This window comes from Chryseobacterium sp. WG14, assembly GCF_024586945.1.
Classification (GTDB): Bacteria; Bacteroidota; Bacteroidia; order Flavobacteriales; family Weeksellaceae; genus Chryseobacterium.
The window spans coordinates 349,256-376,186 of record NZ_JALCZD010000002.1; the positions used below are offsets into that span (position 1 = coordinate 349,256).

The 26,931-nt window shown below is 36.1% G+C and carries 23 protein-coding genes; 16 read left to right on the plus strand and 7 right to left on the minus strand.

Translation table 11 applies throughout. From position 1 onward, the window contains the following. The first annotated feature begins 24 nt into the window (after positions 1-24). The gene (locus MP478_RS04815) at positions 25-1,134 is read left to right on the plus strand and encodes a T9SS type A sorting domain-containing protein (RefSeq protein WP_257199781.1); all 1,110 of its coding nucleotides are present in this window, start codon (positions 25-27) and stop codon (positions 1,132-1,134) included. An 87-nt stretch (positions 1,135-1,221) separates the two neighbouring features. Here MP478_RS04815 and clpP read toward each other — a convergent pair whose 3' ends face one another. The 3 genes from clpP to MP478_RS04830 form a co-directional block, all read right to left on the minus strand. Continuing rightward, entirely contained in the window at positions 1,222-1,908 is a 687-nt protein-coding gene (gene clpP, locus MP478_RS04820; RefSeq protein WP_034726592.1) for an ATP-dependent Clp endopeptidase proteolytic subunit ClpP, read from the minus strand. Between the two features lie 112 nt (positions 1,909-2,020). Then, positions 2,021-4,006 (minus strand): DNA primase, encoded by a 1,986-nt coding sequence (gene dnaG, locus MP478_RS04825; RefSeq protein ID WP_257199910.1) that lies wholly within the window; start codon positions 4,004-4,006, stop codon positions 2,021-2,023. A gap of 162 nt (positions 4,007-4,168) precedes the next feature. Further along, positions 4,169-6,007 (minus strand): T9SS type A sorting domain-containing protein, encoded by a 1,839-nt coding sequence (locus MP478_RS04830; RefSeq protein WP_257199782.1) that lies wholly within the window; start codon positions 6,005-6,007, stop codon positions 4,169-4,171. Positions 6,008-6,425: 418 nt separating this feature from the next. Between MP478_RS04830 and tsaE the strand changes: the two genes are divergently transcribed. The 13 genes from tsaE (at position 6,426) to MP478_RS04895 (ending at position 19,866) form a co-directional block, all read left to right on the plus strand. Beyond that, positions 6,426-6,833: a tRNA (adenosine(37)-N6)-threonylcarbamoyltransferase complex ATPase subunit type 1 TsaE gene (gene tsaE / locus MP478_RS04835; RefSeq protein WP_230037675.1), complete on the plus strand. Its 408-nt coding sequence runs from the start codon at positions 6,426-6,428 to the stop codon at positions 6,831-6,833. Between the two features lie 65 nt (positions 6,834-6,898). Then, positions 6,899-8,089, plus strand: a complete 1,191-nt coding sequence (locus MP478_RS04840) for an alanine dehydrogenase (RefSeq protein ID WP_230037677.1) — start codon at positions 6,899-6,901, stop codon at positions 8,087-8,089. Further along, on the plus strand, positions 8,089-8,460 hold the full coding sequence (locus MP478_RS04845) for a hypothetical protein (RefSeq protein WP_257199783.1): 372 nt from the start codon (positions 8,089-8,091) through the stop codon (positions 8,458-8,460). Before MP478_RS04840 ends, MP478_RS04845 begins: the two co-directional genes overlap by 1 nt. A gap of 20 nt (positions 8,461-8,480) precedes the next feature. Next, the gene (locus MP478_RS04850; RefSeq protein ID WP_230037681.1) at positions 8,481-9,254 is read left to right on the plus strand and encodes a sensor histidine kinase; all 774 of its coding nucleotides are present in this window, start codon (positions 8,481-8,483) and stop codon (positions 9,252-9,254) included. Next, a complete protein-coding gene (locus MP478_RS04855; RefSeq protein WP_257190458.1) occupies positions 9,229-9,939 on the plus strand; it encodes a LytTR family DNA-binding domain-containing protein in 711 nt (236 codons plus the stop codon). The genes MP478_RS04850 and MP478_RS04855 overlap by 26 nt, the downstream gene beginning before the upstream one ends. Before the next feature lie 268 nt (positions 9,940-10,207). Beyond that, positions 10,208-12,496 carry a cation:proton antiporter gene (locus MP478_RS04860; RefSeq protein ID WP_257199784.1) on the plus strand — a complete coding sequence of 763 codons (2,289 nt, stop codon included), beginning with the start codon at positions 10,208-10,210 and terminating at the stop codon, positions 12,494-12,496. A gap of 382 nt (positions 12,497-12,878) precedes the next feature. Then, positions 12,879-13,532 (plus strand): hypothetical protein, encoded by a 654-nt coding sequence (locus MP478_RS04865; protein ID WP_257199785.1) that lies wholly within the window; start codon positions 12,879-12,881, stop codon positions 13,530-13,532. 7 nt (positions 13,533-13,539) lie between these two features. Next, positions 13,540-13,761, plus strand: coding sequence for a class I lanthipeptide (locus tag MP478_RS04870; protein ID WP_230037689.1), 222 nt, complete (start codon positions 13,540-13,542; stop codon positions 13,759-13,761). Between the two features lie 41 nt (positions 13,762-13,802). Beyond that, positions 13,803-16,838: a lantibiotic dehydratase gene (locus MP478_RS04875; RefSeq protein WP_257199786.1), complete on the plus strand. Its 3,036-nt coding sequence runs from the start codon at positions 13,803-13,805 to the stop codon at positions 16,836-16,838. Continuing rightward, the gene (locus MP478_RS04880; protein WP_257199787.1) at positions 16,813-17,940 is read left to right on the plus strand and encodes a lanthionine synthetase LanC family protein; all 1,128 of its coding nucleotides are present in this window, start codon (positions 16,813-16,815) and stop codon (positions 17,938-17,940) included. The genes MP478_RS04875 and MP478_RS04880 overlap by 26 nt, the downstream gene beginning before the upstream one ends. A 117-nt stretch (positions 17,941-18,057) precedes the next feature. After that, entirely contained in the window at positions 18,058-18,597 is a 540-nt protein-coding gene (locus MP478_RS04885) for a hypothetical protein (protein ID WP_230037695.1), read from the plus strand. Positions 18,598-18,704: 107 nt separating this feature from the next. Next, on the plus strand, positions 18,705-18,830 hold the full coding sequence (locus MP478_RS04890) for a hypothetical protein (protein ID WP_257190454.1): 126 nt from the start codon (positions 18,705-18,707) through the stop codon (positions 18,828-18,830). 193 nt (positions 18,831-19,023) lie between these two features. Next, positions 19,024-19,866 carry a prephenate dehydrogenase gene (locus MP478_RS04895; RefSeq protein ID WP_257190453.1) on the plus strand — a complete coding sequence of 281 codons (843 nt, stop codon included), beginning with the start codon at positions 19,024-19,026 and terminating at the stop codon, positions 19,864-19,866. A 597-nt stretch (positions 19,867-20,463) separates the two neighbouring features. Here MP478_RS04895 and MP478_RS04900 read toward each other — a convergent pair. After that, complete coding sequence (locus MP478_RS04900) at positions 20,464-21,882, minus strand: L-serine ammonia-lyase (protein ID WP_257199788.1); 1,419 nt, start codon at positions 21,880-21,882, stop codon at positions 20,464-20,466. A 190-nt stretch (positions 21,883-22,072) separates the two neighbouring features. On the opposite strand from MP478_RS04900, the gene MP478_RS04905 reads away from it, so the two are divergent. After that, a complete protein-coding gene (locus tag MP478_RS04905; protein WP_257199789.1) occupies positions 22,073-22,651 on the plus strand; it encodes a Crp/Fnr family transcriptional regulator in 579 nt (192 codons plus the stop codon). Positions 22,652-22,710: 59 nt separating this feature from the next. Continuing rightward, positions 22,711-23,334, plus strand: a complete 624-nt coding sequence (locus tag MP478_RS04910; RefSeq protein WP_257199790.1) for an FMN-dependent NADH-azoreductase — start codon at positions 22,711-22,713, stop codon at positions 23,332-23,334. Positions 23,335-23,416: 82 nt separating this feature from the next. Here the strand turns inward: MP478_RS04910 and MP478_RS04915 are convergent, their stop codons facing one another. The 3 genes from MP478_RS04915 to MP478_RS04925 form a co-directional block, all read right to left on the minus strand. Beyond that, entirely contained in the window at positions 23,417-24,760 is a 1,344-nt protein-coding gene (locus tag MP478_RS04915; RefSeq protein ID WP_257199791.1) for an ammonium transporter, read from the minus strand. Positions 24,761-24,845: 85 nt separating this feature from the next. Then, positions 24,846-25,511, minus strand: a complete 666-nt coding sequence (locus MP478_RS04920) for an alpha/beta hydrolase (RefSeq protein WP_257190448.1) — start codon at positions 25,509-25,511, stop codon at positions 24,846-24,848. 778 nt (positions 25,512-26,289) lie between these two features. Then, on the minus strand, positions 26,290-26,919 hold the full coding sequence (locus MP478_RS04925; protein WP_230037709.1) for a YceI family protein: 630 nt from the start codon (positions 26,917-26,919) through the stop codon (positions 26,290-26,292). Positions 26,920-26,931 lie beyond the last annotated feature (12 nt).

Sequence of the window (26,931 nt, forward strand, 5' to 3'; positions counted from 1 at the left end):
ATAAAACTTTAATTTAATTATATCATGAGAAAAATCTATTTTTTTTTCTTACTGCTTTTTATGCAGTTTTTGTCTGCCCAATTTACAGAGAACGACATTAAGTTTTGGGTAGGAACAGGTTCAAAGAAAGCCTATTTCATTGCAGATTTTAACGATAATAATTCTCCTGCTTCTTATGCATGGGGGTACCGTTTTGATGCGGATGGTTTACTGATGGAAGACATGATCAACGCTATTGTAGCTGCAGAACCTCAAATGGAGATTGATATTCCTTCAGGTTTTCTTCAAAGCTTTCATTATAATCATCATACGCCGGATATTGATGACAGCTGGATCCCATGGTCCGGAGCCAGCGCAGGAAATATGACATGGAACAACGGCCCGGGTTATACACCTCTGAATGATGGAAAATGGTACGGAATTACTTATGGAATTGATGATGCTGACACTCCGCCTTCTACACCTGTTGCGGCATACAGCTCACAATGGTATGTTCCCTCTCAGATTACCAACTGGATAGGAACAGGAAGTAATAAAAGCCTGGTAGTGGTTGATTTTGGAACCAATCAGTCAAACGGAAATGCAGATTCTTTTGTGTTTGGAATTAAATATAACGGAAGCATCACAGCCGAGCAGGCCTTACAGCTGATCCGGTCTCAAGCCTCTTATTTTAATTTCACCTCATCAAACAGCCAGATTTCTGCTCTTTCATTGAATAGTTTTACAGGAAACGCCACAGTGGCAGACAGCTGGAAATTATATAAAGGAAAAGATCTCTCAAGCTGGCAAAAGAAGTATGACCTTTCCCAGATTCAGTTAGCCAACAATGACTGGATGGGTATAAGTTTCGGACAGAGAAGACCATTTATCCCTACGGAAGCAGCCGATTCTATGCTGGGAGTTTCTTCTGTCACAAAGAAAAAATTCAGTATTCATCCTAATCCTGCAAATGATTTTATCCAGATCGAATCCATTGAAAAATATAAAGAAATAAATATCTACTCTTCTTTAGGCCAAAAAGTAATCACTTCCCAAGCCACAAAAATTGGTATTCATTCTTTGAATTCAGGTGTTTATTTTGTTGAGATAAAGACAGCAGATACTTCAACCATCCATAAAATCATCAAGAAGTAGAACATCCTATGTGAAATGCTTTTTCATACAATGATAAAACAAAAAAACGCACCGTATTGGTGCGTTTTTTCCGATTTCCAGTATCGATTATTTTTTCTCTGTTGATCTCTGTAAAACCTCATCTACCATTCCGTAGCCTTTAGCTTCTTCAGAAGTCATCCAGTAGTCTCTGTCAGAAGATTTTTCAACCCACTCGTAAGTTTGTCCTGAATGATGTCCGATGATCTCATAAAGCTCCTGCTTTAATTTCAACATCTCTCTTAAATTGATTTCCATATCAGAAGCAACCCCTTGTGCACCTCCTGAAGGCTGGTGAATCATTACTCTTGAATGTTTAAGAGCAGAACGTTTTCCTTTTTCTCCTGCCACTAATAATACAGCTCCCATTGAAGCAGCCATACCTGTACAGATTGTTGCTACATCCGGCTTAATGATCTGCATAGTGTCATAAATTCCTAATCCGGCATAAACACTACCTCCCGGAGAGTTGATATAGATCTGAATATCTTTTGACGGATCAGCACTTTCTAAGAATAAAAGCTGAGCCGTAACAATATTAGCTACCTGATCGTCAATTCCTGTTCCCAGGAAAATAATCCTGTCCATCATCAAACGGGAGAAAACGTCCATCTGAGCAACGTTTAATCTTCTTTCTTCCATGATGTACGGTGTAAGATTCGTTGGGCCATACATTCCCATATACTGATCGGTAACCAAACCGTTGTTTCCTAAATGTTTTACAGAGAAATCTCTGAAGTCCTTTTTAATGTCCATATTTATATTATGTATTATTTTAACAAATATTCTCGAAGTTTAAATTACAATATTTATTCCTAAAATTTTATGAGACTTTTTGTCACAGAACAGGAATATATCTGTCCATAAACTATCTGTTTCTGCCGCCATAGATCCCTTTAATCGGTGAATACTCAATAATAGCGCTCAACCGTATGGAAGCCTGTTTCAACAGGGTAATTTTTTTGATCAGATCATAGTATTTAGTCTCATCATTATCGCTGTACTGATCCAGTTCTTTTGCCGTCTCTTTTATCAGATAATCAATATATCTGTATTTATGCAACAATACATCACCTCTTACCTGATCTGCCACTTTATCACCATAATTGGGAGGATAAATATTCCTTGATGCCCAGTTTTCCAGATCATCGAGAGGAATCAACGCGTCAACAACCTTTGTGGTAATGTCTTCGTCCATAAAAGATACAAAAAAGTTTCCACTTCTGAGCTCTTCCTTCTGAATTCCCTCTTTTACCTGATTAATAATAATTTCGTTTTCTTTTACTAAAAATGTATATTGTTCTTCTTCAAAATGATGAAGAATTTCTTCAATAACAGTGATCTGATACTCTTCATTATTATCAGTAGTTCTTTTCAGAACAATATCTCCAAACATCAGCATATGGTCCACCAGTTTGTTCTCCATAAACAGAACATCATACAGAAAGGGATCTTCTTTCTCCTTATCCAAAGGGACGATCTCCATCTTTGGAACAGCCGTTTCTTTCTGCTGTTGCTGAACATGGTGGGTCTGATTCTGTGTAATCTGTTTCTGAACATCAAGCTCATTGAAAAGACTCTGCTCCGAAAGACCAAATTTATTGGATACTTCTTTAAGGTATACTTCCCTTTTCAGTGCATTCTGAACGAAGGAAACCGACTTTACAATATTCCGTATAGCCTCCGCTTTTTTGATAGGATCGGTACCGGCATCTTTTAACAGGATCTCAGCCTTAAAATCGATAAAATCCATCGCTTCATTTTCGATGTATTTTTCAACGTAGTCCTGTGGATGTTTTCGGGCAAAAGAATCGGGATCATCTCCATCCGGGAAAAGCAATACACGGATATTCATTCCTTCGGTCAAAAGCATATCAATGCTTCGGAAACTGGCTTTAATTCCTGCGTTATCACCATCAAAAAGAATGGTTACATTTTCCGTAAGTCTTTTGATCAGTTTGATCTGTTCTGTAGTCAGGGAAGTTCCGGAACTGGCAACTACGTTTTCAATCCCAGACATATGAAGTGAAATCACATCCATATACCCTTCCACCAAAAGACAGGTATTCTTTCTCGAAATGGCCTGTTTGCTCTGGTTTAATCCATAAAGGACATTAGATTTATGGTAGATCTCTGTTTCCGGGGAATTGAGATATTTGGCTGTTTTGACATTATTTTTAAGGATTCTGGCTCCAAAACCTAAAACCCTTCCTGAAAAACTGTGAATCGGAAAAATAACCCTTTCCCGAAATCGGTCTATTCCTGCGGGAGCATTTTCAGGGAAAATGGAAAGCCCCGATTTCTCCAGAATTTCTTTAGAATATCCTTTCTCTTCTGCATACGCTGTAAAAGCATTTTTCTTTTCAGGAGAATATCCCAGCTGGAATTTCTTGATGATATCATCTTTAAGCTCACGCTCTTTAAAATAAGCCAGTCCGATACTTCTTCCATCTTCAGCATCCCAAAGAATTTCCTGAAAATAATTATTGGCAACTTCGTGGATTTTATACAGAAGATCTTTCTCTGTCTGGGCATTCTTCGCTTCTTCGGAAATTTCACGGAGATCTTCTTCAATTTCAATTCCGTACTTCTTGGCTGCATGGCGAAGTGCTTCAGGATAGGTAAAATTTTCAATTTCCATCAGGAAAGAGATAGCTGTTCCTCCTTTACCTGTTGAGAAGTCCTTCCAGATCTGTTTACTTGGTGAAACTACAAAACTTGGAGATTTTTCCTCATGGAATGGGCTGAGCCCTTTAAAGTTAGACCCCGCTCTTTTCAACTGCACATATTCACCCACAATCTCTTCTACCCTGATTGTGGAGAATATTTTATCTATCGTCTGCTTAGAAATCATGATGTAAAAATATGATATTTCTTTTCCTCCAACAAAAAAAGAAAGCCCTGCAAAAGTTTTCCGAGGCATAATTTCTTATCATAAAACCTTCTAAACCCCTGCTGCACATACTTCAATAAAAAAACCGGGAGCTTCCCGGTTTAAAAGTATTTGTAAACAAAATTATCTTTTTATGAATTTCATACTCTCTTTTATACTGCCATATTCTACATAAACAATATAAGTGCCTTTTTCCAGATCTTTAGCATACTTACCAAAGTCTAAGCTATTTTCACCATTTACTTTTACAGTATATTGATTCAATAATTTAGAGGAATAATTATAAATCTTAACACTTACTTCTCCTGTAAGCGCACCATTACTTATTAGTTTTGTATTATCATTAACAGGGTTATCTCCAATATTAAATTGAGTACTCTTTTGAACATTTACGGCCTCAGATTGAGTAACATCTTTGTTATTTGAAACCACAAAACCATTTATAATATTTCTTCTGATGCCATTCCCCAGACTAGCAGCCAGTTTTATAGAATAGATCCCATTTTGTTCACGGCTTACATCTGCTACAAATCTGTTGTTACGAAGTTCAAATTTCACATTCACTGCCTTTTCTTTCGGTCCGGTATTCTTTCCTTTTAAATCCGATATCCAATAGGTTTCATTTTGAAGTGAAACTTTTTGAAGCTCTTCAGAACTAAGGTTAGGGAAAGTTACCTCCAGATAAGTTTTCTCATTATCTTTTTTAATTCTATATTCCATCGGACTGTCAATTCCATCTTCAACCACAGCCACAAATTTAGAATTACTGCTTAATTTAAGTTCTTTATTTCTCAAATTGAAGCCTGATGATAATAACCGACTTTCAGCCCCTCCACTCTTATCCGGAATCGTATTATTTTTAATTTGACTCAACATCTTTCCTGTAGCAGGATCTAAAATATCTACAGAAGCATTGGCATCTTTGGTAATAACTTCAAAACGGACATTATTGGCATTTTTGCCTAGCTGTAAGCTTTCCATATCATTACTTGAAATCAATTGATAATTGCTTATCACTTTAAATTCAGAACTTTCCGGCTGTGACATCTTATTCGCCAAGCCATTATTGACAATTTGTCCGTCCAAAACCGGTTTTATAGCGTTATCCCAAACATAAACACCTTCCATTATATCTATATGGTTAATATATCCTCGGGGGTCAGTGTCCGTCATCAATTGCTTGGAACCCGGTCTTGTGGAGCTGTAAAATGGAGTAACCCCATCATTTTTTCCTCCTCCTAATGCAGCAATCGCAGTTCCCGCCGGAATAATTGCAGGAGAAAGCAGTCCTGTTACTCTGGTATATCCCCAGGCTCCCAAACTATAATGTTTCTTAGGTTGATTAAGTGGGTGATTATCCATATAAGGTCTGAAATAAGTATCACAGTAGGAAGTAGTGGACAGTTGTGATCCCGTTCCCAACTGTAATGCACCGGTTATCCAGGCCCACATCGGATAATTCGCAAAATCTGCAATCTGAGTCCCTCTGTGAGGTGTTCCTAAAGTGATTACCTTGTCTACTTTATTTGTTTTTTGATATTCCAATAGAGCAACATCTGAAGCTTTTCCTCCATTACTGTGTGCTACAATAGTCATTATATTGGCTCCTAAATAAACACCTACCTGATCAATTGCTCTTGATAATATCTCTCCATTTTCCCAATCTCCCAAAAACCTGCTGGTTGCTACAAAAGCTGTTTTGTAACCGGCACTGTATGCTTCTTTATACATTGAATTTCCAATAAGTAGAGATTCGGTAGACATCACAAAACCATGGGTAAAAAGAATAGTTTTTCCATTATAATTGGGTGGTACGGTACCATACAAAATATTCTTTCCGGAAAGACTGTTAAGATAGTTTAACGATAGTGCATTAGGTTCCGGTAAAGTGGCATACGAAAGTTGCTGAGTAAAAAATTTACTCGAAAAAAAAACGAGAAGGAGTAACAAAATTTTTTTCATAAGGTTTAATTTTATAATTAGGTACTATTATATTAAATATCCAATCAAAATTAGACACACAGCAATAAAATGACAAATAAAAATCACATAAAATAAATTAAAAATAATAAAACATAAAAATAACTGGTTTATCAATAAAAATATACATCAACAATGATTTAACTTAGAATTACATTAATAAAAAACAATTGACTTACAAGACTTTCATTCATCAGGTATTGCAGAAACTTTTTTGTTATTCTGATATTCAATTCAGGTCAGCTTATTTTTAATAGTTATTTTACTGCGGATTATTATAATCAATTCCAACCTGTGAGTCATAATTATAAATCTATCAGAAGGGTTTTAAGGTTCAATCATCCGTCAAATTCAAAAATTATTAAGCATAAATTTTACTATTTTTGTAGCAAATTAGCCTATGCAATTCACTATACATACAATCGAAGACTGGCAGGAAGTTGTGGATACTGTTTTTCCTGAATTAAAATATAACATTCTTTTACTGAAGGGAAATCTGGGAGCCGGAAAAACCACTTTCACACAGTTTTTGCTTAAAAATCTGGGCAGTGAGGATGAGGTCAACTCACCTACCTACTCTATTGTCAATGAATACAGTACTTCAAAAGGGAAGGTATACCACTTTGATCTGTATCGCTTAAAAAACGTTGAAGAAGTCTATGATATTGGTATTGAAGAATATCTGGATAACTCTTTTTTGTGCATCATTGAATGGCCGGAAGTCTATGAAGAAGAGCTTTACGGGCTCAAGTACCACACAATGAGCATCCTGAATACAGGCGAGCACAGAGAAGTTTCATTCGATTAAATATTATGTATCTTTGCTTCTTAAATCAGTATTAAAATAATAATCTGTAAGACATAATTTAAAGGATGAGTACAAATATTTTTACTCCTTTCACAGAAGAAGAATTGATGCCGAAAGAGGAAAAATTGGAGGTTATAAAAAAGGGGAAACAATTCAGTATTGGAATTCCTAAAGAAACCTGTTTAAATGAAAGGAGAACTTGCATTACTCCGGACGCTGTACAGGTGCTGGTAGAACACGGCCATGAGATTATCATAGAATCCGGAGCCGGACAAGGATCATTTTTTACCGATTTACAGTATTCTGAATCTGGAGCAAAGATCACTAATGATCCCAAAGAAGCCTTCGGACAGGATCTTATTTTAAAGATTAACCCTCCTACCGAAGATGAAATTGATTTTATGAAACCGAATACCTATTTGGTGTCAGCACTTCAGATCAATCTTAGGGATAAAGAATATTTCTTAAAGCTTGCCGAGAAAAAAATAAATGCCATTGCCTTTGAATTTATTGTTGATGAATACAAACAACTATCTCTTGTAAGGCTCATTGGTGAGATTGCAGGATCTGTTTCTATTTTATATGCTTCAGAATTATTAGCCCTGTCCAATGGGTTAATGCTTGGAGGAATTACAGGTGTAAGACCTGCTGAAGTAGTAGTTCTTGGAGCCGGAATTGTAGGTGAATTTGCTACAAAAGCCGCAATAGGCTTAGGAGCCAGTGTAAAAGTTTTTGACAACTCACTATCCAAATTAAGAAGACTTCATACTATCGTTGACAGCCGCGTTCCTACATCTATCATCGATCCTAAAGAACTCAGCAAAAGCTTAAGACGTGCTGATGTAGTCATCGGAGCTCTTCCAAGATTAAATATGACGCCCATTGTTACTGAGGATATGGTCATGAAGATGAAAAAAGGCAGTGTCATCATTGATATTACTATAGATAACGGCAAGGTTATCGAAACATCGGAGCTTACCACTATGGAAGATCCATATATCATCAAACATGGTGTTATTCATTGTGGGTTACCCAACCTTACGTCGAGAATGCCCAGAACTACCACAAAAGCAATTTCGAATTTCTTCCTTTCCTATATCCTGAATTATGATGAAGAAGGTGGTTTTGAAAATATGCTGATCCGCAAAAATGAAATGAAGCAGAGTTTATATATGTATAAGGGAAGACATACCAAAAAGATCATCTGTGACCGTTTCGGACTTACGTACCACGATATCAATCTTTTAATTTTCTAATGAAAAAATTTAAATTTTATTTAATAGGCTTCATTCCGGGGCTGATTCTTGTATTCTTTATTTTAAATAAAAAGGGAGCCAGCTGTAGTGGTTATCTGCCCAACAGCCGTGTCATCGCAGAAACCCTATCCAAAGAATTCAAATATTCCGAAGCGGTTAAGAATGTAATGATCACCAACAAGATTGATGAAAAATTTATCAAAGACAGTATCATTACCTATGGAAAGGTAGATTTTGACCGAAGCAATGCACAGCAAAAGCCATGTCCCGCTTACATTATCACCTATCCTGAAAAGAATCCTAAGTATGAGATTGGCTTTGAAAAATGTGAAGAAACAATGACGGTAAACAATCTGAAAAAACTTAAATAGTTTCCAACCAATACAATTTTATGGAGGGCAATTACTACATGATTCATGATTATCTGATATTCATCGGAGTTTTTGCCATTTTCTTTTTTTTAACCACCAGTATTTACCTCTTCAGCCAGCATCAAAAACTGAAACAGAGAAATACCAAGTTATCAGAAAGCAATAAAATCATTGAACAGCGATTGAATGAAGTTCGTCTTGAACATATTGGTACCAAGCTGAATCCCCATCTTTTTAAAAACATTCTTAATTCCGTTCAGTCACATGCTTACCAGACGTATATGTCTCTGGATAAACTGGCCAATGTTCTGGATTATATTTTATACGAAAGCAATAATAAGTTTGTAAGTCCAAAAGAAGAGCTCGACTTTGCCTTAAGCCTTATTGAGATCAACAAGATTAAAATAAATCCCCTTTTCGACTTCAGGATTAAATCCAGGATCAATAAAACCGATTCTGTATATGAGGAAAAAGTATTTGCCCCGCTTATTTCCGTTGACCTTATAGAAAATGCCTTCAAGCATACCGATTTCCTGGCCCAGGATTCCTTTATTTCCATTTATCTGGAACTTGAAAACGGGATGTTTACGATGAAAGTAAGCAATAAAGCGTCTTTAAAAAACAGCCTTACCAAGGAAAAAAGCGGTTTTGGAAGCCAGTCTTTGGATCAAAGGCTTAAAATGATTTACAGCACCTACTACCAACTGGAAAGAAGTTCAAAAAATGGTATCTTCACAGCAGAACTAAAAATCAATTTAGGAGAATTCTATGATAAAATGCGTTATTCTGGATGACGAGCTGCTAGCGATCAGCTACCTGAAACTTCTATGTGAACAAATTGAAAATGTAGAGGTGGTAAAAGCATTCAACGACCCTAAAATTTTCCTGAACGAAATTGACCATATCGACTGTAATCTATGTATTCTGGATATCGAAATGCCCGGAATGACAGGTCTTCAGGTTGCAGAACTCATCTCAGAGTCAAAAAAAATTATTTTTACAACAGCCTATAAAGAATATGCTGCTGAAGCTTTTGATCTTAATGTAGTGGATTATGTGAGAAAGCCTATCAAAAAAGAACGTCTGATCCAGGCCTTCGAAAAAGCTAAGGAACTGGTGGAAACGCCTCTTAAAAAAAACTTTATCGAATGGAATACCAACATTGGAAAAACAGTCATCTTTACCGAACAGATTGCTTATATCAAAACATCGGAAATAGACAGCCGGGATAAGGATATCACCCTCAATGACGGAACCACGATTGTTTTGAAAAACCTGAACTTTAAAAACCTGCTGGAAATGCTTCCTGCAAAAGATTTTGCACAGGTTAATAAAAAAGAAATTATCGCTCTGGCCTCTATCAAGGTATTTTCAACCAATGAAATTATCAGTACCATCTCTACAGAAGATCATACTTTTCTGAAACTTCAGATTGGTGAAGCCTATAAAAGCTCATTAATGGAACTCTTTGGAAAATAAACTTTCCAGATCTTTACGGTTTCATTACAGAATACCAGCCCTTTATTACAGCGCCTTATTTTTAGTCTGCAATCCATGTACTTTTGCTGCAGATTAATGGATGTTGTAATGAAAAATACAGGTGCTCTCATATCCGGCTTTTAATTGATATTGGATATTCTTTCAAGTAGATTTTATTACATTTTTTAGAACATTCATTACATTTTAAAAATAAGGGTATTTCAATATAGGTATATTCTTATCAACTTTACATCAAAATTTAGGAATCATGAATCTGGGGAAATATAAAAATATTATTTTTTACATCAGTACAATTGCATTTTTTTCGTGCCTTATGTATTGGTTTTTTGCAGAAGGAAAAACACTGGAGATTGGAGAAAATATTACTCCCGTTAAATCTACAGGTTCTACCATGTGGGAAAACTTCACAGATTCATTTCTCACCAACCTCCACCATCCTTTAGCTCTTCTTCTTGCCCAGATTGTGACCATTATTCTGGTGGCAAAACTTTTTGGGTGGGTTTGTATAAAACTGAAACAACCCTCTGTAATTGGAGAGATGATAGCCGGTATTGTCCTGGGACCTTCTCTTTTCGGTTTATATTTTCCGGAACTTTCAGCGTTTATTTTCCCAAAGGAGTCGCTCCCCAACTTACAGTTTTTAAGCCAGATCGGGTTGATTCTCTTTATGTATATTGTAGGAATGGAGCTCGACCTTAGTGTTCTCAGAAAAAAAGCACACGATGCCGTAGTGATCAGCCATGCCAGTATTATTATCCCTTTTGCATTGGGAATTGGTCTTTCTTATTTCATTTATAAAGAATTTGCACCGGATGGCATTCAGTTCAGCTCATTCGCTTTGTTCATCGCTATTGCCATGAGTATTACAGCATTTCCTGTACTGGCCAGAATTGTTCAGGAACGGAATCTCCATAAAACCAAAATAGGAACCGTTGTCATCACCTGTGCCGCAGCAGACGATATTACAGCATGGTGCATCTTAGCAGCAGTGATCGCCATTGTAAAAGCAGGGTCTTTTTCAGGGTCCGTATTTGTTATTTTAATGGCTATTCTGTACGTTTTCATTATGATAAAGGCGGTAAGGCCGTTCCTCATCAAGATTGCCGAATCGCAGAAAGGAAAAGGGTTTATCAGTAAAGGGCTGGTGGCTATATTTTTCCTGGTATTAATCATCTCATCTTATGCAACAGAGGTTATCGGAATTCATGCATTGTTTGGGGCATTTATGGCTGGTGCTATTATGCCTGAAAATATAAAATTCAGAAACCTTTTTATAGAAAAAGTAGAAGATGTGGCATTGGTTCTTTTACTTCCTCTTTTCTTTGTATTTACCGGGTTAAGAACCCAGATCGGTTTGCTGAATGACGTTCATCTCTGGAAAATTGGCGGGCTCATCATACTAACCGCTGTTACAGGAAAATTCGTGGGAAGTGCACTGACGGCAAAATTTTTAAAAATGAGCTGGAAAGACAGTCTCACAATAGGAGCGCTGATGAATACCAGAGGGCTAACGGAGCTTATTGTCCTCAATATCGGTTATGATTTGGGCGTTTTAGGTCCGGAATTGTTTGCTTTATTGGTGATCATGGCATTATTTACCACTTTTATGACTGGTCCGTGCCTGGATTTCATCAATTATGTTTTTAAAGGAAAAAAATCCATGGTAGAAGATGATGAGCAGGAACAGAATGATGCAAAATACAGAGTTCTTTTATCTTTCGAAACGGCAAAAGCAGGAAGTAAGCTATTGAGGCTTGCAGATAATTTCACCCGTAAAATGAATGGCAACAAAAGCGTTACCGCCATGACTATTGCTCCTGTTGACGAACTTCATGCTTTTGATATCGAAAACTTCGAAAAAGAACAGTTTAAAAATGTCATTGAAACTTCCCAGGAGCTTCAGCTTGAAGTCACTACCCTCTTCAAAGCCTCTACAGATGTTGAAAGTGACCTGACCAACATAACCAATAAAGGAAATTATGACCTTCTTCTTATTATGTTTGGAAAATCTATGTACGAAGGAAGTTTATTAGGCAGATTATTAGGGTTTACAACAAAAATCATCAATCCGGAAAAATTATTAAATACCGTAAAAGGAAAAGGCAATATTTTCAATACATCTCCTTTTGATGATCTGACCCTTCAGGTGCTAGACAAAGCTACTATTCCTGTCGGAGTTCTGGTTGATAAAGAATTCACGGCAGCTGATAAGATATTTGTACCGATATTCAACCTTGGTGATTTTCACCTGCTTGAATATGCTAAAAGGCTGATCAATAATAACAATTCACAGATTATTATCCTGGATGCTGCAGGACAGATCCGAAATAATATTGAAGTAAAAGAGCTTATCAGAAGTATTGAGCAGGTAGCTCCCAACCATATCACTCTCTATAATGAAAAGAAGATTGAGAAGGAATTCCTCAACTCACAGGACCTCATGCTTATCAGCAGTAAAAGCTGGAAGAGCCTGATTGACACCAAAAGTTTATGGCTGTCTGATATCCCTTCTACCTTAATTATTTCAAACCCTTAAACAGTCTGGCTGCCGGATATTTTTCTCCAGCAATACTACAATTTTATTGATCATCCAGGTTAACAATAAGTTCAATAGTATATATAAGGCCATATAATCGGCATTATTCGTCCAATAAATACTGCCGATTTCTCTTTTTTTGGGTGAATTTTTCAGGTAACTCTGCAAAAAGAGGCTAAGGATACCCTGCTTAGTGAAATAAAACAGGTAATTATTTAAAAGTAGAGTTATTACAAAACAAACCGCTGTATCAAGGGCTTTAATAGCCATCTTATTTCTATTAATTTTTACAAGTCAATTAAAAAACATTATTTTTTTCATACAATATGCATTTCTGTTTCAAAATTTTAGCATATATTTAAAAAAACTTCTAATAACCATAGTGACTACTACAATTAAAAAGACTTTTGCGAGTAAGCATTGGGACTATTTTATTCTGATCTGTAGAGTGCTGCTTGCGTGGCAGTTCTTATCTTTCGGATATGCTAAATTTTTCGATGACGGGCAATTTGGTATTTCCGGTGAGGAATTGAATAAACCCATTAAAGATCTCAGTCTTTTTAAAGTAATGTGGTATTTATTCGACCACAATCCATTTAAGATCATCATCGGAATTTGCCAGACGTTATGTGGAGCTCTGCTTCTCTATAATAAGACAGTAATTGTAGGAGCTCTTCTTTTTTTACCTATTGCCTTCAATATTTTAATCATGGATATCACCTTTATGGAGCCCTCTATGGTTAATGGGTTTGCATCAAGACTGAGCTATTATATATTCCTTGATATCCTAATTCTCTATCATTATAAAGACAGAATGCTTATTGTTTTTAAAGCCATTACCGGCAATATAAGCAACAGGTTCAGCCATTCTTACGGAATGTACCTTATTTCACCAGTTCTGGCTGTTCTCTTAAGTTTACTTCCTCTAGTACCTGTAGTTCTGTTTTATCTGGTATTAGAGCCGGATCAGATGCTGCATGCACTGGGCAATGCCTGGCATGGAGTCACCAAATTAGCAAAACATTTTTTAAAATAAAATTACCATGAAAAAATCAGACAAAAAACTAACAATTTCAAAAAAGAACGTACAGAATTTAAGCAAAAACAGCTTATTTGAAGTAAAGGGTGGTAAAGCCATTGGTGCTGGTGACGATTTAGGATTGTTTACTGCAGGATGTTCAGACGGATGTATGTCTAACTTTATGCACACTCACCTGTTAAACTGTTCAAAAGCAAACTGTACAGCAGATTGCGGTAACTGCTAATTAACATTTGATCTCTTTTGTCATCTTCAACGTAAAATAATATGTCTTCAAAGCAATATACTCCATTTCATTACACCATATTGAGAACTCCGGTTCTTTCACCTGATGATCTAGACAAGTTTTATTCTTCATCGGATGTTATTGAAAATATTTCCTGTAATGATGCTATTATGGATGCTATTAAACTGTCGTCATTAAACTTTTACCATGAGGTGACAAAAGAGTTTTCTAAAAAGAATCCTGAACAAAAGGAAAAATTAGAAATATCATTATACAAATATCTTTCTCGATATACGACACGCCCTACACCTTTTGGGCTGTTTTCAGGACTGGGTGCTCTTAAAGCCTCATCGGAAACAGCTGATAAAAAGATTTACTGGAATACATCCTATCCCAGACTCAGGCTGGATTCAGACTACGTATACAAAGCAGTGCACTCACTGGAAACACACGAATCCTACCTTACCAATAATACCTTGTATGAAATCTTTGATGAGTACAAGTATTTGCAGTGCTACACAGGAATCATTGGCAGAGACTACCGATTGGTAACCATAGAAAGTAATGAATACATTGGTTCCGTTATCGAGTTCTGCAGATCAGAAAAAACTTCTGAAGAAATTATCAATTATATTAAAGAAGAAAACGAAGTTACTCAAAGTGAAGCTGAGGATTTCTTCAATGAACTAAAGAATGAACAGATCATCAATTCATCTTTATCTTACTCAGGAACCGAAACCGGAAACCTGATCAACAAAATATATAAAAATGTAGATATACCAGGCTTTAATGAGCTAAAAGAGTATATAGACAAGTCTAATCAAGGAAATAATATCCCTGAAATCCTGTCACTTCCTGATCAGAGAAAGGTACCTCTTCATGTAGACCTTTATTTTGAAACTTCAAATACAATGAGCAAAAAGTTCATTGAAGACATTCAGAAAAGTGATGCGATTTTCGAAAGATTCAGCATATTAGAAAACCAGACTCCTTACAGGATCACTCATTTCAAAAAACAATTCAGCAAAAAATATGACCAGCAGGAAGTCAGTTTACTCCATGCACTCGATATTGAGTTCGGAGTCGGCTATGGAAAATTTGTCAACTCAGAGAATATAGACAGCAGTACTCTCATTTTAGGCTGGCCCAATGAATCCATCAAGGAGGATCATCTTAGTCTCAACAAGAAAGAAGTTCAGTACTGTCATGCGATTATTGACTGTATTAAAAATAAAAAAAATACTATTGATCTCCATGTATTAAGTAAAAACCAGGAAATTTTTCTTCCCGAAAAAGTGAATCAGTCTTTCCCATTTAAATCCTATAAAGCATCTATTTTTCTCGATAAAGAAACTAATAATCCCGTTTATTTTATTGATTATATCTCGTTCCATTCTCCACGAAAAATATTGGGGCGGTTTTCAGATCATAAAGAGATAAGTAATTTATTAGATGATATTCATGATCAGGAAAAAAAGATCTATGGTAAAGACACCGTCATTGCCGAAATTGTACATCTTCCTTCGGAAAAAATAGGAAATGTCATTGAAAGAAAAATTAATACTGAATATTACATAGGATACATTGATGAAAGCAGTAACAGAAAGAAAATTCATCTGAATGATCTGTATATTTCTATTGTAAATGACCAGATTGTGTTACGCTCTAAAGCATTAAATAAGTACGTAATTCCGGTTTTTTCCAATGCCTACAATATCATGCATCCCACTAACAGTCCGATTTTTGAGTTTCTGCTGGATTTTCAGGCCCAGCAAAATCACAGTCTCCTGATCAATGAAGACAGGCTGCTGGATATTTTTAAATTTTTTCCAAGATTGCAAAAAGGAAATTTCATTGTCAAAAAAGCTTCATGGCTTATTGAATATCATGACTTTTTCACAAATAAAAATACAAGTGTTACAGAAGCCCTTACAGCATTTGATGAAAACCTTACAAAGCTTAATATCAGGGAAAATTTCTTCATTTCACAGGGTGACAATGAACTGTATATCCATTTGAAGTTTGAAATTTCAAAGAAAACCTTTTTAACAGAACTGAAAAAGAAACAAAAATTAAAAATAATAGAGTCCTTAATTGACGAATTTACTCCGGTAACCTATAATCAGGATGGAAATACCATCAATAATGAGTTTCTGCTGTTTTTCAAAAACGAAGGCCGGGAACTGAAAGAAGAGCACCCGATTCCCGCTGTGAAAACCTCTGATATTCCCAGGTCCTTGTTTCCGGATATTGATAACTGCATTTATCTGAAAATTTATACAGGTAAAGTATTTGCAGACTTTTTCATATGCGAAACGGTAGGAATTTTAAACTTTTTACAGGCTAATACACTTATAGATAAGTTTTTCTATATTAAATTTTATGATCCCGAGTTTCATATAAGACTAAGAATTTTTGCACCCAAAAGCAATCATGAAGAGATAAAATCCCATATCAATGCGCTTATAAAGAAATACCTTACCGGGAAAATACAAAAGATATCTTATGACACCTATGACAGGGAATTAGAGCGCTACAAAGGAAATAACACCAAAATATTTGAAAAGATATTTTATTATGATTCTCTTGTTTCCGCGGCAATCATTGAGAAAAATATTGAAGAAAACAATACTGATATTCTCTGGATGTACCCTATCAAACACATGCTTTTCTATTTTAAATTATTCAATCTCAATACGGAAGCCCAATTAAACTTTGTAAGTGGAGTAAAAAGCAGCCTGGCTAAGGAGTTTAATATGTCACCCTTGAAAACCTCTTTTATCAATGCAAAATTTAAAGGTTTCTCCGGAGAAATTGAGAATATTATATCTGAAAAAAATGGTATACTATCAGCGATTCACACTCAATTTTCCAAGGATATCCAGGGAGATTTACCCGCTTTACTTGATCAAAACTCCTATAAGAACCTGGCCAATATTATCCATATGCATATTATCAGGGTGGTACGAAGTGATAACAGGCTTCACGAATATTTAATGTACTGCTTCCTTGAAAAAATTTTAAAAAAACAATTCTTCAGCTTACAAACAAATGCCAATACTTCAACACCTCTGTAAAAACATCTTAGACTACGAGCATAGCCACGTTGGATTAATGAATGGAGCCTGCTCAGAGTTATTATTTATTCACCATTATTTTAATGCTTATCCTGAGCTTTATAATAAAACAGTAGAAAAAAAAATTGACCGGTATAGAGATTTAATCTTCGATCATATAGAAAATGAAAGAATTGATCTTTCCTATGCGGCAGGGTTATCCGGTATTTTATCTTCTGCCTCCTATTTACAGGAATCTCAATGGTGTTCTCTTGATTTTCTGGACATTGAAGATATTGGAGAGATAATGGTAGAAGAAGCTATTGCTCAGTTTCAGAATCATAATTTTGATTTCTTTTATGGTGGAATCGGTATGGTGATGCCTTTCATGAACAAACAGATGGATATCCGAAAACTGGATCCTGGCTTACTGCACACATTAAAAAAAACCATCATTAAAACGAAGACAGATTTATTCTGGCAAAACCCAAAAGATAAGGCAGAAAACATTTCCAATTTTGGAGTTTCTCATGGCTTTCTTCCCAATCTTCTAGTACTGGCCTATATCGCAGATTCGGATTCTGATATTTCTTTTATCAGACAAACCGTATCAGAATTTATGGCCTATGCTTCGATGGAAGATACAGTATCCGTATTCCCTTCAGTAATCGAAACCAATAAAGAAAAGTCAAAATATGCTTCCCGACTGGCCTGGTGCTACGGTGACCTGGGGATATCCTGTGTTCTCTATAAAATTGGCGAGCTCATTCAGGATAAATCTTTACAGGATCAGGCATTACAAATACTGTTAAAAACCACTGTCAGAAAACATGATGATTCCAGTAAAGTAACCGATGCTTCACTTTGTCATGGGAGTGCAGGAATTTCTTCGATATACGATTCATTTTATAACCGCACTCAAAACCCGGCGTTCAGACAGGCCGGAGAATATTGGCATGGGATCACTCATTCTTATTATACTCCTGAAAATAAGGAATGCTGCTTTTTATATAAAGCGGCGGATGAATATGTCTATAACCCGGGATTACTGGAAGGGTTAGCGGGGATAGGGCTGTCTCTTTTGGATAAAAAAGACTGGTCCGGCATCTTATTGATTGAATAAATACACAATAAAATCAAAAATTTGATATTTTTTTCTTAAATAAAAGGAAAAATACATATTTTTATATCCGAAAGTAACAATATTTAACAAATATCAACCATTTAAATACGATACGCAATGTGCCGATATGCCATGACGGTTTACAAAGGTCATTATGCCTGTTTTAACTGTCAGAAAACATTCAAACGCCGCATTTTACACGATGTGGATAGGGATTCTCAGGTTTCAGTAGAAGCCAAATGTCCTGAGTGCGGAAAACTGATGGCCAATATGGGGTTGGATTTTGAATCACCCTCAAAAAATGATCATAAAAGATGGGCGCATATCCGGGATCTGTATACAGTAGGCATCACTTTTCATTCCTGCGGATGTTCCGGTCCGGGATATATTCCTCAGGATCGAAAGGCTATTATCACTTATCTTGAAAAAATCCGCGCAGAATATATGCACTCGCTGGTGTATTGGAGATACCGCATAGAACCGGAAACCAAAAGAGAACGTGAACTGGAATACCAGAAAAACGGGTCTCAGCTATGGACGGTGAACCGGGATGCTTTTAAGAAAACAGTGACTAATCAGGAAGGAATAAATTATTGGATCAATAAAATCAAAGAAGTTGAAGAGCGTCTTGCCCTTATCCAAAATTCAAACAACTGATGGCACTAAAATCCGCCATAGAACCCGATTTAAAAACAGCAGAAACCGATACCCCTGAATTCTCAAATAATTCTGGATTAGTACAGCCCATGTAAATCTTTCCGGTGATGAAGACCTCACAGCCTATTGCCAGCTGGAATCTGAACTACAACAAATCACTCAGAAAAACATCTCACAGCACAGCATGGAATGGTAGAGGAACAATCATCTATATACTCACTAACAGCAAATAACACATTATCTCTATATAATTTCAATCAGAAATTTCATAAGTTTAAAAAAATTTTATACCTTCGCTTTGTGAATTTTAACAACGGAACATATTATTATAGAATTTTTAACTCAGATCTGGGATAGGGATTCTTATGAACATAATTTAAAACCTCGTCCTGGACGGGGTTTTTTTATTTAAAACCAATTTAAAAGATGAAAATAAGTATTATAGGAGCTGGATTAATCGGAGGATCGATAGCATTAAAATTAAAGGAAAAAGGCATCGCCAGCTTTATCTACGGAATTGATAACAATAAACAGCATATTGATGAAGCATTAGAACTGAACATCATTGATGCAGGAGCTGATCTGGAGCAGGGCGTTAAAAACGCAGAGCTGATTATCCTTGCTATTCCTGTGGATTCAGCCCGAAAATTATTGCCGGAGGTTCTGAATCTTATATCAGATCATCAAACCGTAATGGATGCCGGTTCTACAAAAGCAGGAATTGTCAATGCCGTAAAAAATCATCCAAAACGCTCAAGATTTGTGGCTTTCCACCCGATGTGGGGTACTGAAAATAGCGGTCCTAAATCTGCTATTGCCGAAAGTTTCTCAGGAAAAGCGGGGGTTATCTGCAATAAAGAAGAATCTGCAGAAGATGCTTTAACCCTGGTAGAAAAAGTAGTCGATGCACTTGATATGCACATGATCTACATGGATGCAGAAGATCATGATATTCATACTGCCTATATTTCCCATATCTCCCATATTACCTCTTACGCCCTTGCCAATACCGTATTGGAAAAAGAGCGCGAAGAAGAGACTATCTTCCAACTGGCCAGTTCGGGTTTCTCAAGCACGGTACGTCTGGCTAAATCGCATCCGGAAATGTGGGTTCCCATCTTCAGACAGAACAAAGAAAATGTACTGGATGTATTGAACGAACATATTACCCAGCTCAGAAAATTCAAATCCGCATTGGAAAAAGAAAATTATGAATACCTTGAAGAACTGATTACCAATGCCAACAGAATCAGAGGTATATTAAGATAATAATACTTAACCCAGCTTTTTTCCTAAAACTTAGTGTTATTTTAAAATAATAGTTACAATCTTGCCATTCCATAGGAATATTCCAACTGGGATTATAAAAATTGAGATTGGATTCCTGCGGAATGACAAACAGGATGCTGAATAGCACTTTAAAGTAATGTTGTACATCTGGTTTAACCACCCCGTCAAAAATTCTTTGAATTTTCGCCACCCCTCCGGAGGAGGGGAATATCACGTTCCCATTGTAATATTCATCGGGACATCCATGAAAATCATAAATTTTCATAGACTTAATCGTACTTCTTATACGTAAAGCTTGTAACTAAAAATAAGTATTGGTCTTAATATCATTCCATAGTCACCTAAACGGACATCATAAAAATTGAGGTGGATTCGCAATGATAAATTACATGGATAGTTTTTAACCTTCTTACAAACAATTAGGAATTTTCAATTGAAAACAACAACTTCAGGGTGGAAAAACATATATGTTCAATAAAAAATAGTGTTTGACCCCTATTAAGTTCCACTACTGCATAAAAAAATCCTTAGATGTTATGTCTAAGGATTTTTCATATTTTTAATTTGTATTCTGTATTAGCATTCAGGAACATTCACTGCAATTGCCAACCCACCTTCTGAGGTTTCCTTAAAACGGTCACTCATAGACTGGGCAGTCTCCCACATGGTCTGGATGACCTCATCCAGGGTTACTTTTGCCTTTGTCGGATCACTTTCCAATGCGATATTTGCCGCAGTAATAGCTTTCATAGCCCCCATTGTATTTCTTTCAATACATGGAATCTGTACAAGTCCTTTAATAGGATCACAGGTTAATCCAAGGTGGTGTTCCATCGCTATTTCAGCAGCCATTAATACCTGCCCTACACTTCCTCCAAGAATTTCCGTAAGCCCCGCAGCAGCCATCGCTGATGATACCCCAATTTCGGCCTGACATCCTCCCATTGCTGCAGAAATGGTTGCATTTTTCTTGAATAATGTTCCTATTTCTCCGGTTACAAGCAGGAATCTTACAATATCATCCTCGCTTGTAAATGGTGTAAACGCCTGTGCATACATTAACACTGCGGGAATCACTCCACTCGCTCCGTTGGTAGGTGCTGTAATGATTCTTCCAAAGCTCGCATTTTCTTCATTTACCGCCAGTGCAAAACAAGCAATCCATTTATTGATATTGGTGAAATTTTCTTCGGCATCAACAACCTGCTGAAACCATTCATCTTTATTTTTATAAATTTCGTCACCTAGTAGTTTTCTATTGATTCCCGCTGCTCTTCGGGAAACATTCAACCCACCGGGAAGAATTCCTTCTTTATTCACTCCTTTGTAGATACATTCTTTAATCTGGCTCCAGATATATAAAGCTTCCTGTCTTGTTTCTTCCTGTGACCTCCAGCTTTCTTCATTGATTAAAATTAAATCTGAAATTTTGTTGAACCCCAGCTTCTGGCAGTATTTTGCAATATCTGCAGCTTTATGACATGGATACAATGTACGTACGCATTGTTTTTCTATCGAGTTTTTTTCCTGGCTGGCAATAAAACCTCCGCCTACAGAATAGAAATCCTGAACAAGCTCGGTTCCATCTTCAAAAACAGCCCTAAAGATCATTCCATTCGGGTGAAAATCAAGTGATTTCTGCATATTTAAAACCAAATGATACCCGTAAACAAAGGGAATTTCTTTTTCACCACCAAGATTAATAGTCTGGTTTTTCTTTATTCTTTCTATCTTTTCATCAATTTTTGAAGTATTGATGGTCTTAAAATCTTCACCGTTCAATCCAAGCATTCCGGCGATATCCGTTCCGTGTCCAATTCCGGTTTTGGCCAAAGAGCCAAAGAATTCAAGAAAAACTTCTTTTACCTCTGCAATGGATCTTTCCCTTTTTATAATTCTGATAAATGCAGCCGCTGCATTCCAAGGGCCCATCGTATGTGAACTGGATGGACCTATTCCTACTTTAATAATCTCAAAAACCGATATTGATTCCATAAATGGCTCTTCATTTTGCTTATACAAAGATACATGATAAATCTAATAAACAGCATAGCAGAACCGGTATTAATAACTATTCATACCCATTAGAAATAAGATTTCACAATTATATTTTTTAAATTAGCAATGAACAATAATTCTTTCTGTAACCTTATTAAATTCACCCTGTATATTTTCATCATTCTAAATGGAAACACTAATTAAAAATATTTCACAGCATATCAAATTGAGTCCGGAGGAAATTTCGGTTTTCAAAAACTTCTGGACAGAAAAAACATTGGAAAAAGGTGAATTTCTTTTAAGAAATGGAGATACATGCCGCTATGACAATTATGTTGTATCCGGTACTTTAAAAGCCTTCTGTATTAATCCTGAAAATGGCAATGAAGAAATTCTTTTTTTAGCAATTGATAATTGGTGGGCAACAGATATCTATAGCTTTTCCAGACAAAAAGCCTCTATTTATAATATACAGGCGATAGAGAAAACAAAGCTGCTACAGATCAGCCATAGCTCTTTTCAAAAACTGTTAGAGCAGATCCCTTCGCTGGAAAGATATTTTAGAATTATTTTAGAAGGATATCTTGGAACCCTGGAAAAAAGAATTGTATTTAATAATATGTATAAGGCTGAACAGAAATATCTTTACTTCCTGGAGTCCTATCCTGATATAGCGGCCAAAGTTCCACAGTATTTAATAGCTTCTTATTTAGGAGTCTCAGCAGAGTTTATCAGCAGAATTAGAAAAAAAAATAAATCCTCTTGAACTAGATCAATTTTTCCGGACTTAATAATCAAGAATTTTGAGGTATACAATTTACCATTATGAAAGTATTGATTATTAATGCCAGTGTAAGAGACAAAAGATCTTACAGCCGAAGATTAACCGACCTATTTGTTGAGAACTGGAAAACCAAACACCCCCATGCTGTATTTACTTACAGAGAAACCGGAATTGGCCATATCCCCAATATTAATGAATCCTGGATTGCAGGAGCTTTTAAAAAGCCTTCAGACAGAACAGAGGAAAGCCAAAAAGAATTACAACTGAGTGATGAGCTTATAAAAGAGCTCAAAGAAAATGATATCTATGTGATTGGCACTCCCATGTACAACTGGTCTATTCCATCCGGTTTAAAAGCCTATATAGATCAGGTCATGCGAATCAATGAAACCTGGAAATTCAGGTCAGGTTCTCCAGACGGCGACTATGTAGGGCTGCTGGAAAATAAGAAAGTATTTATACTCTCAAGCAGGGGAGACACGGGCTATGGAGAAAATGAAAAGAATGGCCATATAAATTTCCAGACCACCTATTTAAAACATATCTTAGGAATAATGGGCATAAAAGATGTCACCGTTTTCTCGTTAGATAATGAAGAATTTGGTGGTGAAATATTTGAGGAATCAAAAAAAATGATCTTTAAGGCTATTGCCTCCATTGCATAAAATCTCAAAAAAGTATTTTGAAATTCCATTTAAATCAGGGTATTCCGGAAGCAACCGTGTTATACCCTTATTTTTTCTGTGACTAATTGAGACTTTCATCATGCTGGGAAAGATCAAGCCCCATATTTTCAGACTCTTCAGAAACCCTTAATGTAATCATGGCATCTGTAATTTTATATAAAAGCAATGATCCGAAAAATGTAAATGCAGAAACCAAAACCAAAGCCGCCATATGATGAAGAAATACACTTACTCCACCATGAAGAAGACTTGCGTTTTCACCATGAGCGAAAACAGCTGTTAAAACCATTCCCATAATTCCTCCTACCCCATGGCAGGCAAAAACATCCAATGTATCATCTACCTTTTTCAAAGCTTTCCAGTTGACCATCACATTAGAAACGATGGCTGAAATAAATCCTATAAAAAGACTTTCCTGAATACTGACAAAACCACATCCGGGAGTAATTGCCACCAATCCTACTACTGCTCCAATACAAGCTCCCAATGCGGAAATACTTCGCCCATTGATTCTATCAAAAAATATCCAGGTCATCATGGCAGAGGCAGATGCAATGGTAGTTGTTCCAAAGGCTGTAGCTGCAGAGGCAGAAGCACTCAATGCCGATCCTGCATTAAATCCGAACCACCCAAACCACAACATGCCTGTTCCCAAAAGAACATAGGGAATATTGGACGGCTCATGGTGCGGATTTTTTCTCCGCCCTAATACTAAAGCTCCTGCAAGGGCAGCAAATCCGGCGCTCATATGTACTACCGTACCTCCGGCAAAGTCTTTCACTCCAAAATATTTGTTCAGAAGCCCGTCAGGATGCCATACCATGTGACAGAGTGGCGTATAGATAAAAATACAGAAAAGGACTATAAATAAAAGGTAAGAAATAAAACGAACCCTTTCAGCAAAAGATCCTGTAATGATAGCAGGAGTAATAACAGCGAACTTCATCTGAAACAGTGCAAAAAGCACAAAAGGAATGGTAGAAGCCATCATTTTGTGTGGTAAGGCTCCCACTCCGTTAAAAAACATATAGCTTAAAGGATTTCCAATAATCCCGTAATGCTTTCCATTCATACTAAATCCTAAAGATTCACCAAAAGACAAAGAAAATCCTACCACCACCCATAAAATAGAAATAACCCCCAACGCAATAAAACTCTGCAGCATCGTGGAGATCACGTTTTTCTTTCCCACCATTCCACCATAAAAAAAAGAAAGGCCGGGAGTCATCAGCAGTACCAGCCCGGCAGCAGCGAGAATCCAGGCAACATCTGCCCCTACAATTTTATCTTCACTCAGAAATGCCCCAGTATCTGAAACATCGGCAGCAGGATTCCAAAACAATCCTCCGAATGCAACAATAGCAATTACCGAAAATGAAACAATCCATTTTAATCCTATTTTCATAAAATTTATATTTAACCCCATCAAATTTAAATATAAATTCCATAAAAACATATTTTAAATTACAATACCCCCATAAAAAAAGTATTTATGAAATAACATTGATCATTTTTTCAGAAAACACCTTAGCTAGTATTTTCGAAACTTCTTTATGTTTGGTAACCGGAAAAAGATGTGAACCGCCTTTAATCACATAATCCGGTTTTGAATACCGTATTGGGAAAACAATATCTTTATCTCCTAATATCTGAATAACATTAGGATTTTCTTCAAACTTCCATTCGGAAACTTTTTCTACAGACCATTTTAAATAATAAGGATCCCGCACTTTGAAATATTCCAGGATTTTAGGATTTCTGGGATCAAAAAGCTTTCTTACCACAGAATACACCTGAGCTGCTCTATTATTAAACAACCCTACGGGAAGGATTCTTGGGATCTTGGTTACCTCACCGGTCTTTATGAACTTGGATTTCTCTTTATCTGATTTTATACTTCCCAGGATCACTACTTTTTCAGCCGGCTTCAGCTGATTAATCTCCTGTACAATAATTCCTCCAAAAGAATAACCTAACAAACAGAACGGTTCCGAATCATCCACCTTCTCAGCCATTCTTTTTACATAGTCATCAAAAGGTTCATTACTTTCAGGAATAAGCCAATCTATAAAGACCGGTTCATAGTTTGGAGGGAACTCCAATCTTTCAAGTACCTTAAAGTCTGCTCCAAGACCGCTTACAACATAAATTTTCATAGGACTAATTTATAAAAAAACAGGAAAATAAATGACAGATTAACAAGGAAAAAGCTAAAGATATTGCTGTTGAATTTAAACTACAAAAGCTTTAAACATTCAAGCTGTTATAAGAGTTAGGCTTTATGTAAAAAGGAAACATATTTTTTTAATCTTCTATTTTACAAGTATTACAATTGAAGAAGGAAGTTAAAACGATCTATACAGTTTGTCACTCCGTAGGAATCTAAAACAGTGTTATTAAAAAAGAGTAGATTAGAAGTGTAGGTTGGAATAAACGCAAAGACGCAAGAAGATTGAATAACTAAGCGTTTTAAGGCGCAAGGATTTTATCTGCGATAAAATTGTTCCAGAGGTATTTGAATATTTTCAGCTTCCTTTTGCTGTTGCATTGTAGGATGTGTTTTCTATAAGGGAGAGTACAGAATTTTTTGACTAGTGCTGTCTTTGTCATTCCTTAGGAATCTAAGCACAGATTTATTTTTCCAGGCTTGGATTCCTAAGGAATGACAAATTTTGTGTTACAATTTCAAAAAAGTTTTAAAATAAGACTTCATTTTTTATAATGAGCTCATTGCGTAAGAAGTATACCATAGTTTTTAGAGATCTAATATATTTATGAATATTAAAATTAGAGAGCAAAATATCCTCTTCTCCAACACATATCCAATCAGCAGATTTGACAGAATGTTCTCAACACTAACTGTACAATATATTCCATAAAAAAAGAGCAATCCATCAACTGAACTGCTCTTTTTTATCAATATTATATTTAATCTTATTTCTTTTTCTTTACCGGAATTCTGTTTTCGTTATCCAACTGTTCTGTAGAAACTCTGAACTGGATATCCATTTCATTCTTGATGAAATAGTCTTTCAGTGAAGACTGGTAGAATACCTTAAAGTCTCTTCTGTTTAATGAAAACTTAGCAGACTCAATGACTACGGTAAACTGGGTAACATATACATTTGCAGGAAAAGTGATGGTTTTTCTCACTCCTTTAATGGTAACATCTCCATACACTGTAGAATTGTATTCGCTGTTGGCTAATGGAATAATCTTAGTCAAATGGAATTTAGCTACCGGAAATTTTTTCACTTCAAAGAAGTTTGAACTTTTAAGGTCATCTGTAAGCTTGATCTGGTCCTCATCGGAAACATCTCCGGCCATCATACTTCTCATATCTATTACAAATTCTCCGTCTACCAAAACAGTATGGTCAAAGTTAAATTTCCCGCTTTTCAGTTTCACTGTTCCTGAATGGGAAGAGGCTTCAGTTTTTACAACCTTATATCCCCACCATCTGATCTCTGATGAAGTCACTTTTGAAACTTTATCAAATTTCTTTTGGGCAGAAACAAATGATATGCCTACACACACCATAGCAAACAATAGTAATCTTTTCATTCTTTTTTATTT

What these genes read in the sequence shown, in the direction of transcription:
- MP478_RS04925 (WP_230037709.1), bottom strand. Translation starts at nt 26,919, where the DNA reads ATGAAAAGATTACTATTGTTTGCTATGGTGTGTGTAGGCATATCATTT.
- MP478_RS04855 (WP_257190458.1), top strand. Translation starts at nt 9,229, where the DNA reads ATGATAAAATGCGTTATTCTGGATGACGAGCTGCTAGCGATCAGCTAC.
- dnaG (WP_257199910.1), bottom strand. Translation starts at nt 4,006, where the DNA reads ATGATTTCTAAGCAGACGATAGATAAAATATTCTCCACAATCAGGGTA.
- MP478_RS04900 (WP_257199788.1), bottom strand. Translation starts at nt 21,882, where the DNA reads ATGGAATCAATATCGGTTTTTGAGATTATTAAAGTAGGAATAGGTCCA.
- MP478_RS04870 (WP_230037689.1), top strand. Translation starts at nt 13,540, where the DNA reads ATGAAAAAATCAGACAAAAAACTAACAATTTCAAAAAAGAACGTACAG.
- MP478_RS04910 (WP_257199790.1), top strand. Translation starts at nt 22,711, where the DNA reads ATGAAAGTATTGATTATTAATGCCAGTGTAAGAGACAAAAGATCTTAC.
- clpP (WP_034726592.1), bottom strand. Translation starts at nt 1,908, where the DNA reads ATGGACATTAAAAAGGACTTCAGAGATTTCTCTGTAAAACATTTAGGA.
- MP478_RS04880 (WP_257199787.1), top strand. Translation starts at nt 16,813, where the DNA reads ATGCCAATACTTCAACACCTCTGTAAAAACATCTTAGACTACGAGCAT.
- MP478_RS04840 (WP_230037677.1), top strand. Translation starts at nt 6,899, where the DNA reads ATGAGTACAAATATTTTTACTCCTTTCACAGAAGAAGAATTGATGCCG.
- MP478_RS04850 (WP_230037681.1), top strand. Translation starts at nt 8,481, where the DNA reads ATGGAGGGCAATTACTACATGATTCATGATTATCTGATATTCATCGGA.
- MP478_RS04895 (WP_257190453.1), top strand. Translation starts at nt 19,024, where the DNA reads ATGAAAATAAGTATTATAGGAGCTGGATTAATCGGAGGATCGATAGCA.
- MP478_RS04815 (WP_257199781.1), top strand. Translation starts at nt 25, where the DNA reads ATGAGAAAAATCTATTTTTTTTTCTTACTGCTTTTTATGCAGTTTTTG.
- MP478_RS04890 (WP_257190454.1), top strand. Translation starts at nt 18,705, where the DNA reads ATGAAGACCTCACAGCCTATTGCCAGCTGGAATCTGAACTACAACAAA.
- MP478_RS04875 (WP_257199786.1), top strand. Translation starts at nt 13,803, where the DNA reads ATGTCTTCAAAGCAATATACTCCATTTCATTACACCATATTGAGAACT.
- MP478_RS04860 (WP_257199784.1), top strand. Translation starts at nt 10,208, where the DNA reads ATGAATCTGGGGAAATATAAAAATATTATTTTTTACATCAGTACAATT.
- MP478_RS04920 (WP_257190448.1), bottom strand. Translation starts at nt 25,511, where the DNA reads ATGAAAATTTATGTTGTAAGCGGTCTTGGAGCAGACTTTAAGGTACTT.
- MP478_RS04885 (WP_230037695.1), top strand. Translation starts at nt 18,058, where the DNA reads ATGTGCCGATATGCCATGACGGTTTACAAAGGTCATTATGCCTGTTTT.
- MP478_RS04905 (WP_257199789.1), top strand. Translation starts at nt 22,073, where the DNA reads ATGGAAACACTAATTAAAAATATTTCACAGCATATCAAATTGAGTCCG.
- tsaE (WP_230037675.1), top strand. Translation starts at nt 6,426, where the DNA reads ATGCAATTCACTATACATACAATCGAAGACTGGCAGGAAGTTGTGGAT.
- MP478_RS04845 (WP_257199783.1), top strand. Translation starts at nt 8,089, where the DNA reads ATGAAAAAATTTAAATTTTATTTAATAGGCTTCATTCCGGGGCTGATT.
- MP478_RS04915 (WP_257199791.1), bottom strand. Translation starts at nt 24,760, where the DNA reads ATGAAAATAGGATTAAAATGGATTGTTTCATTTTCGGTAATTGCTATT.
- MP478_RS04830 (WP_257199782.1), bottom strand. Translation starts at nt 6,007, where the DNA reads ATGAAAAAAATTTTGTTACTCCTTCTCGTTTTTTTTTCGAGTAAATTT.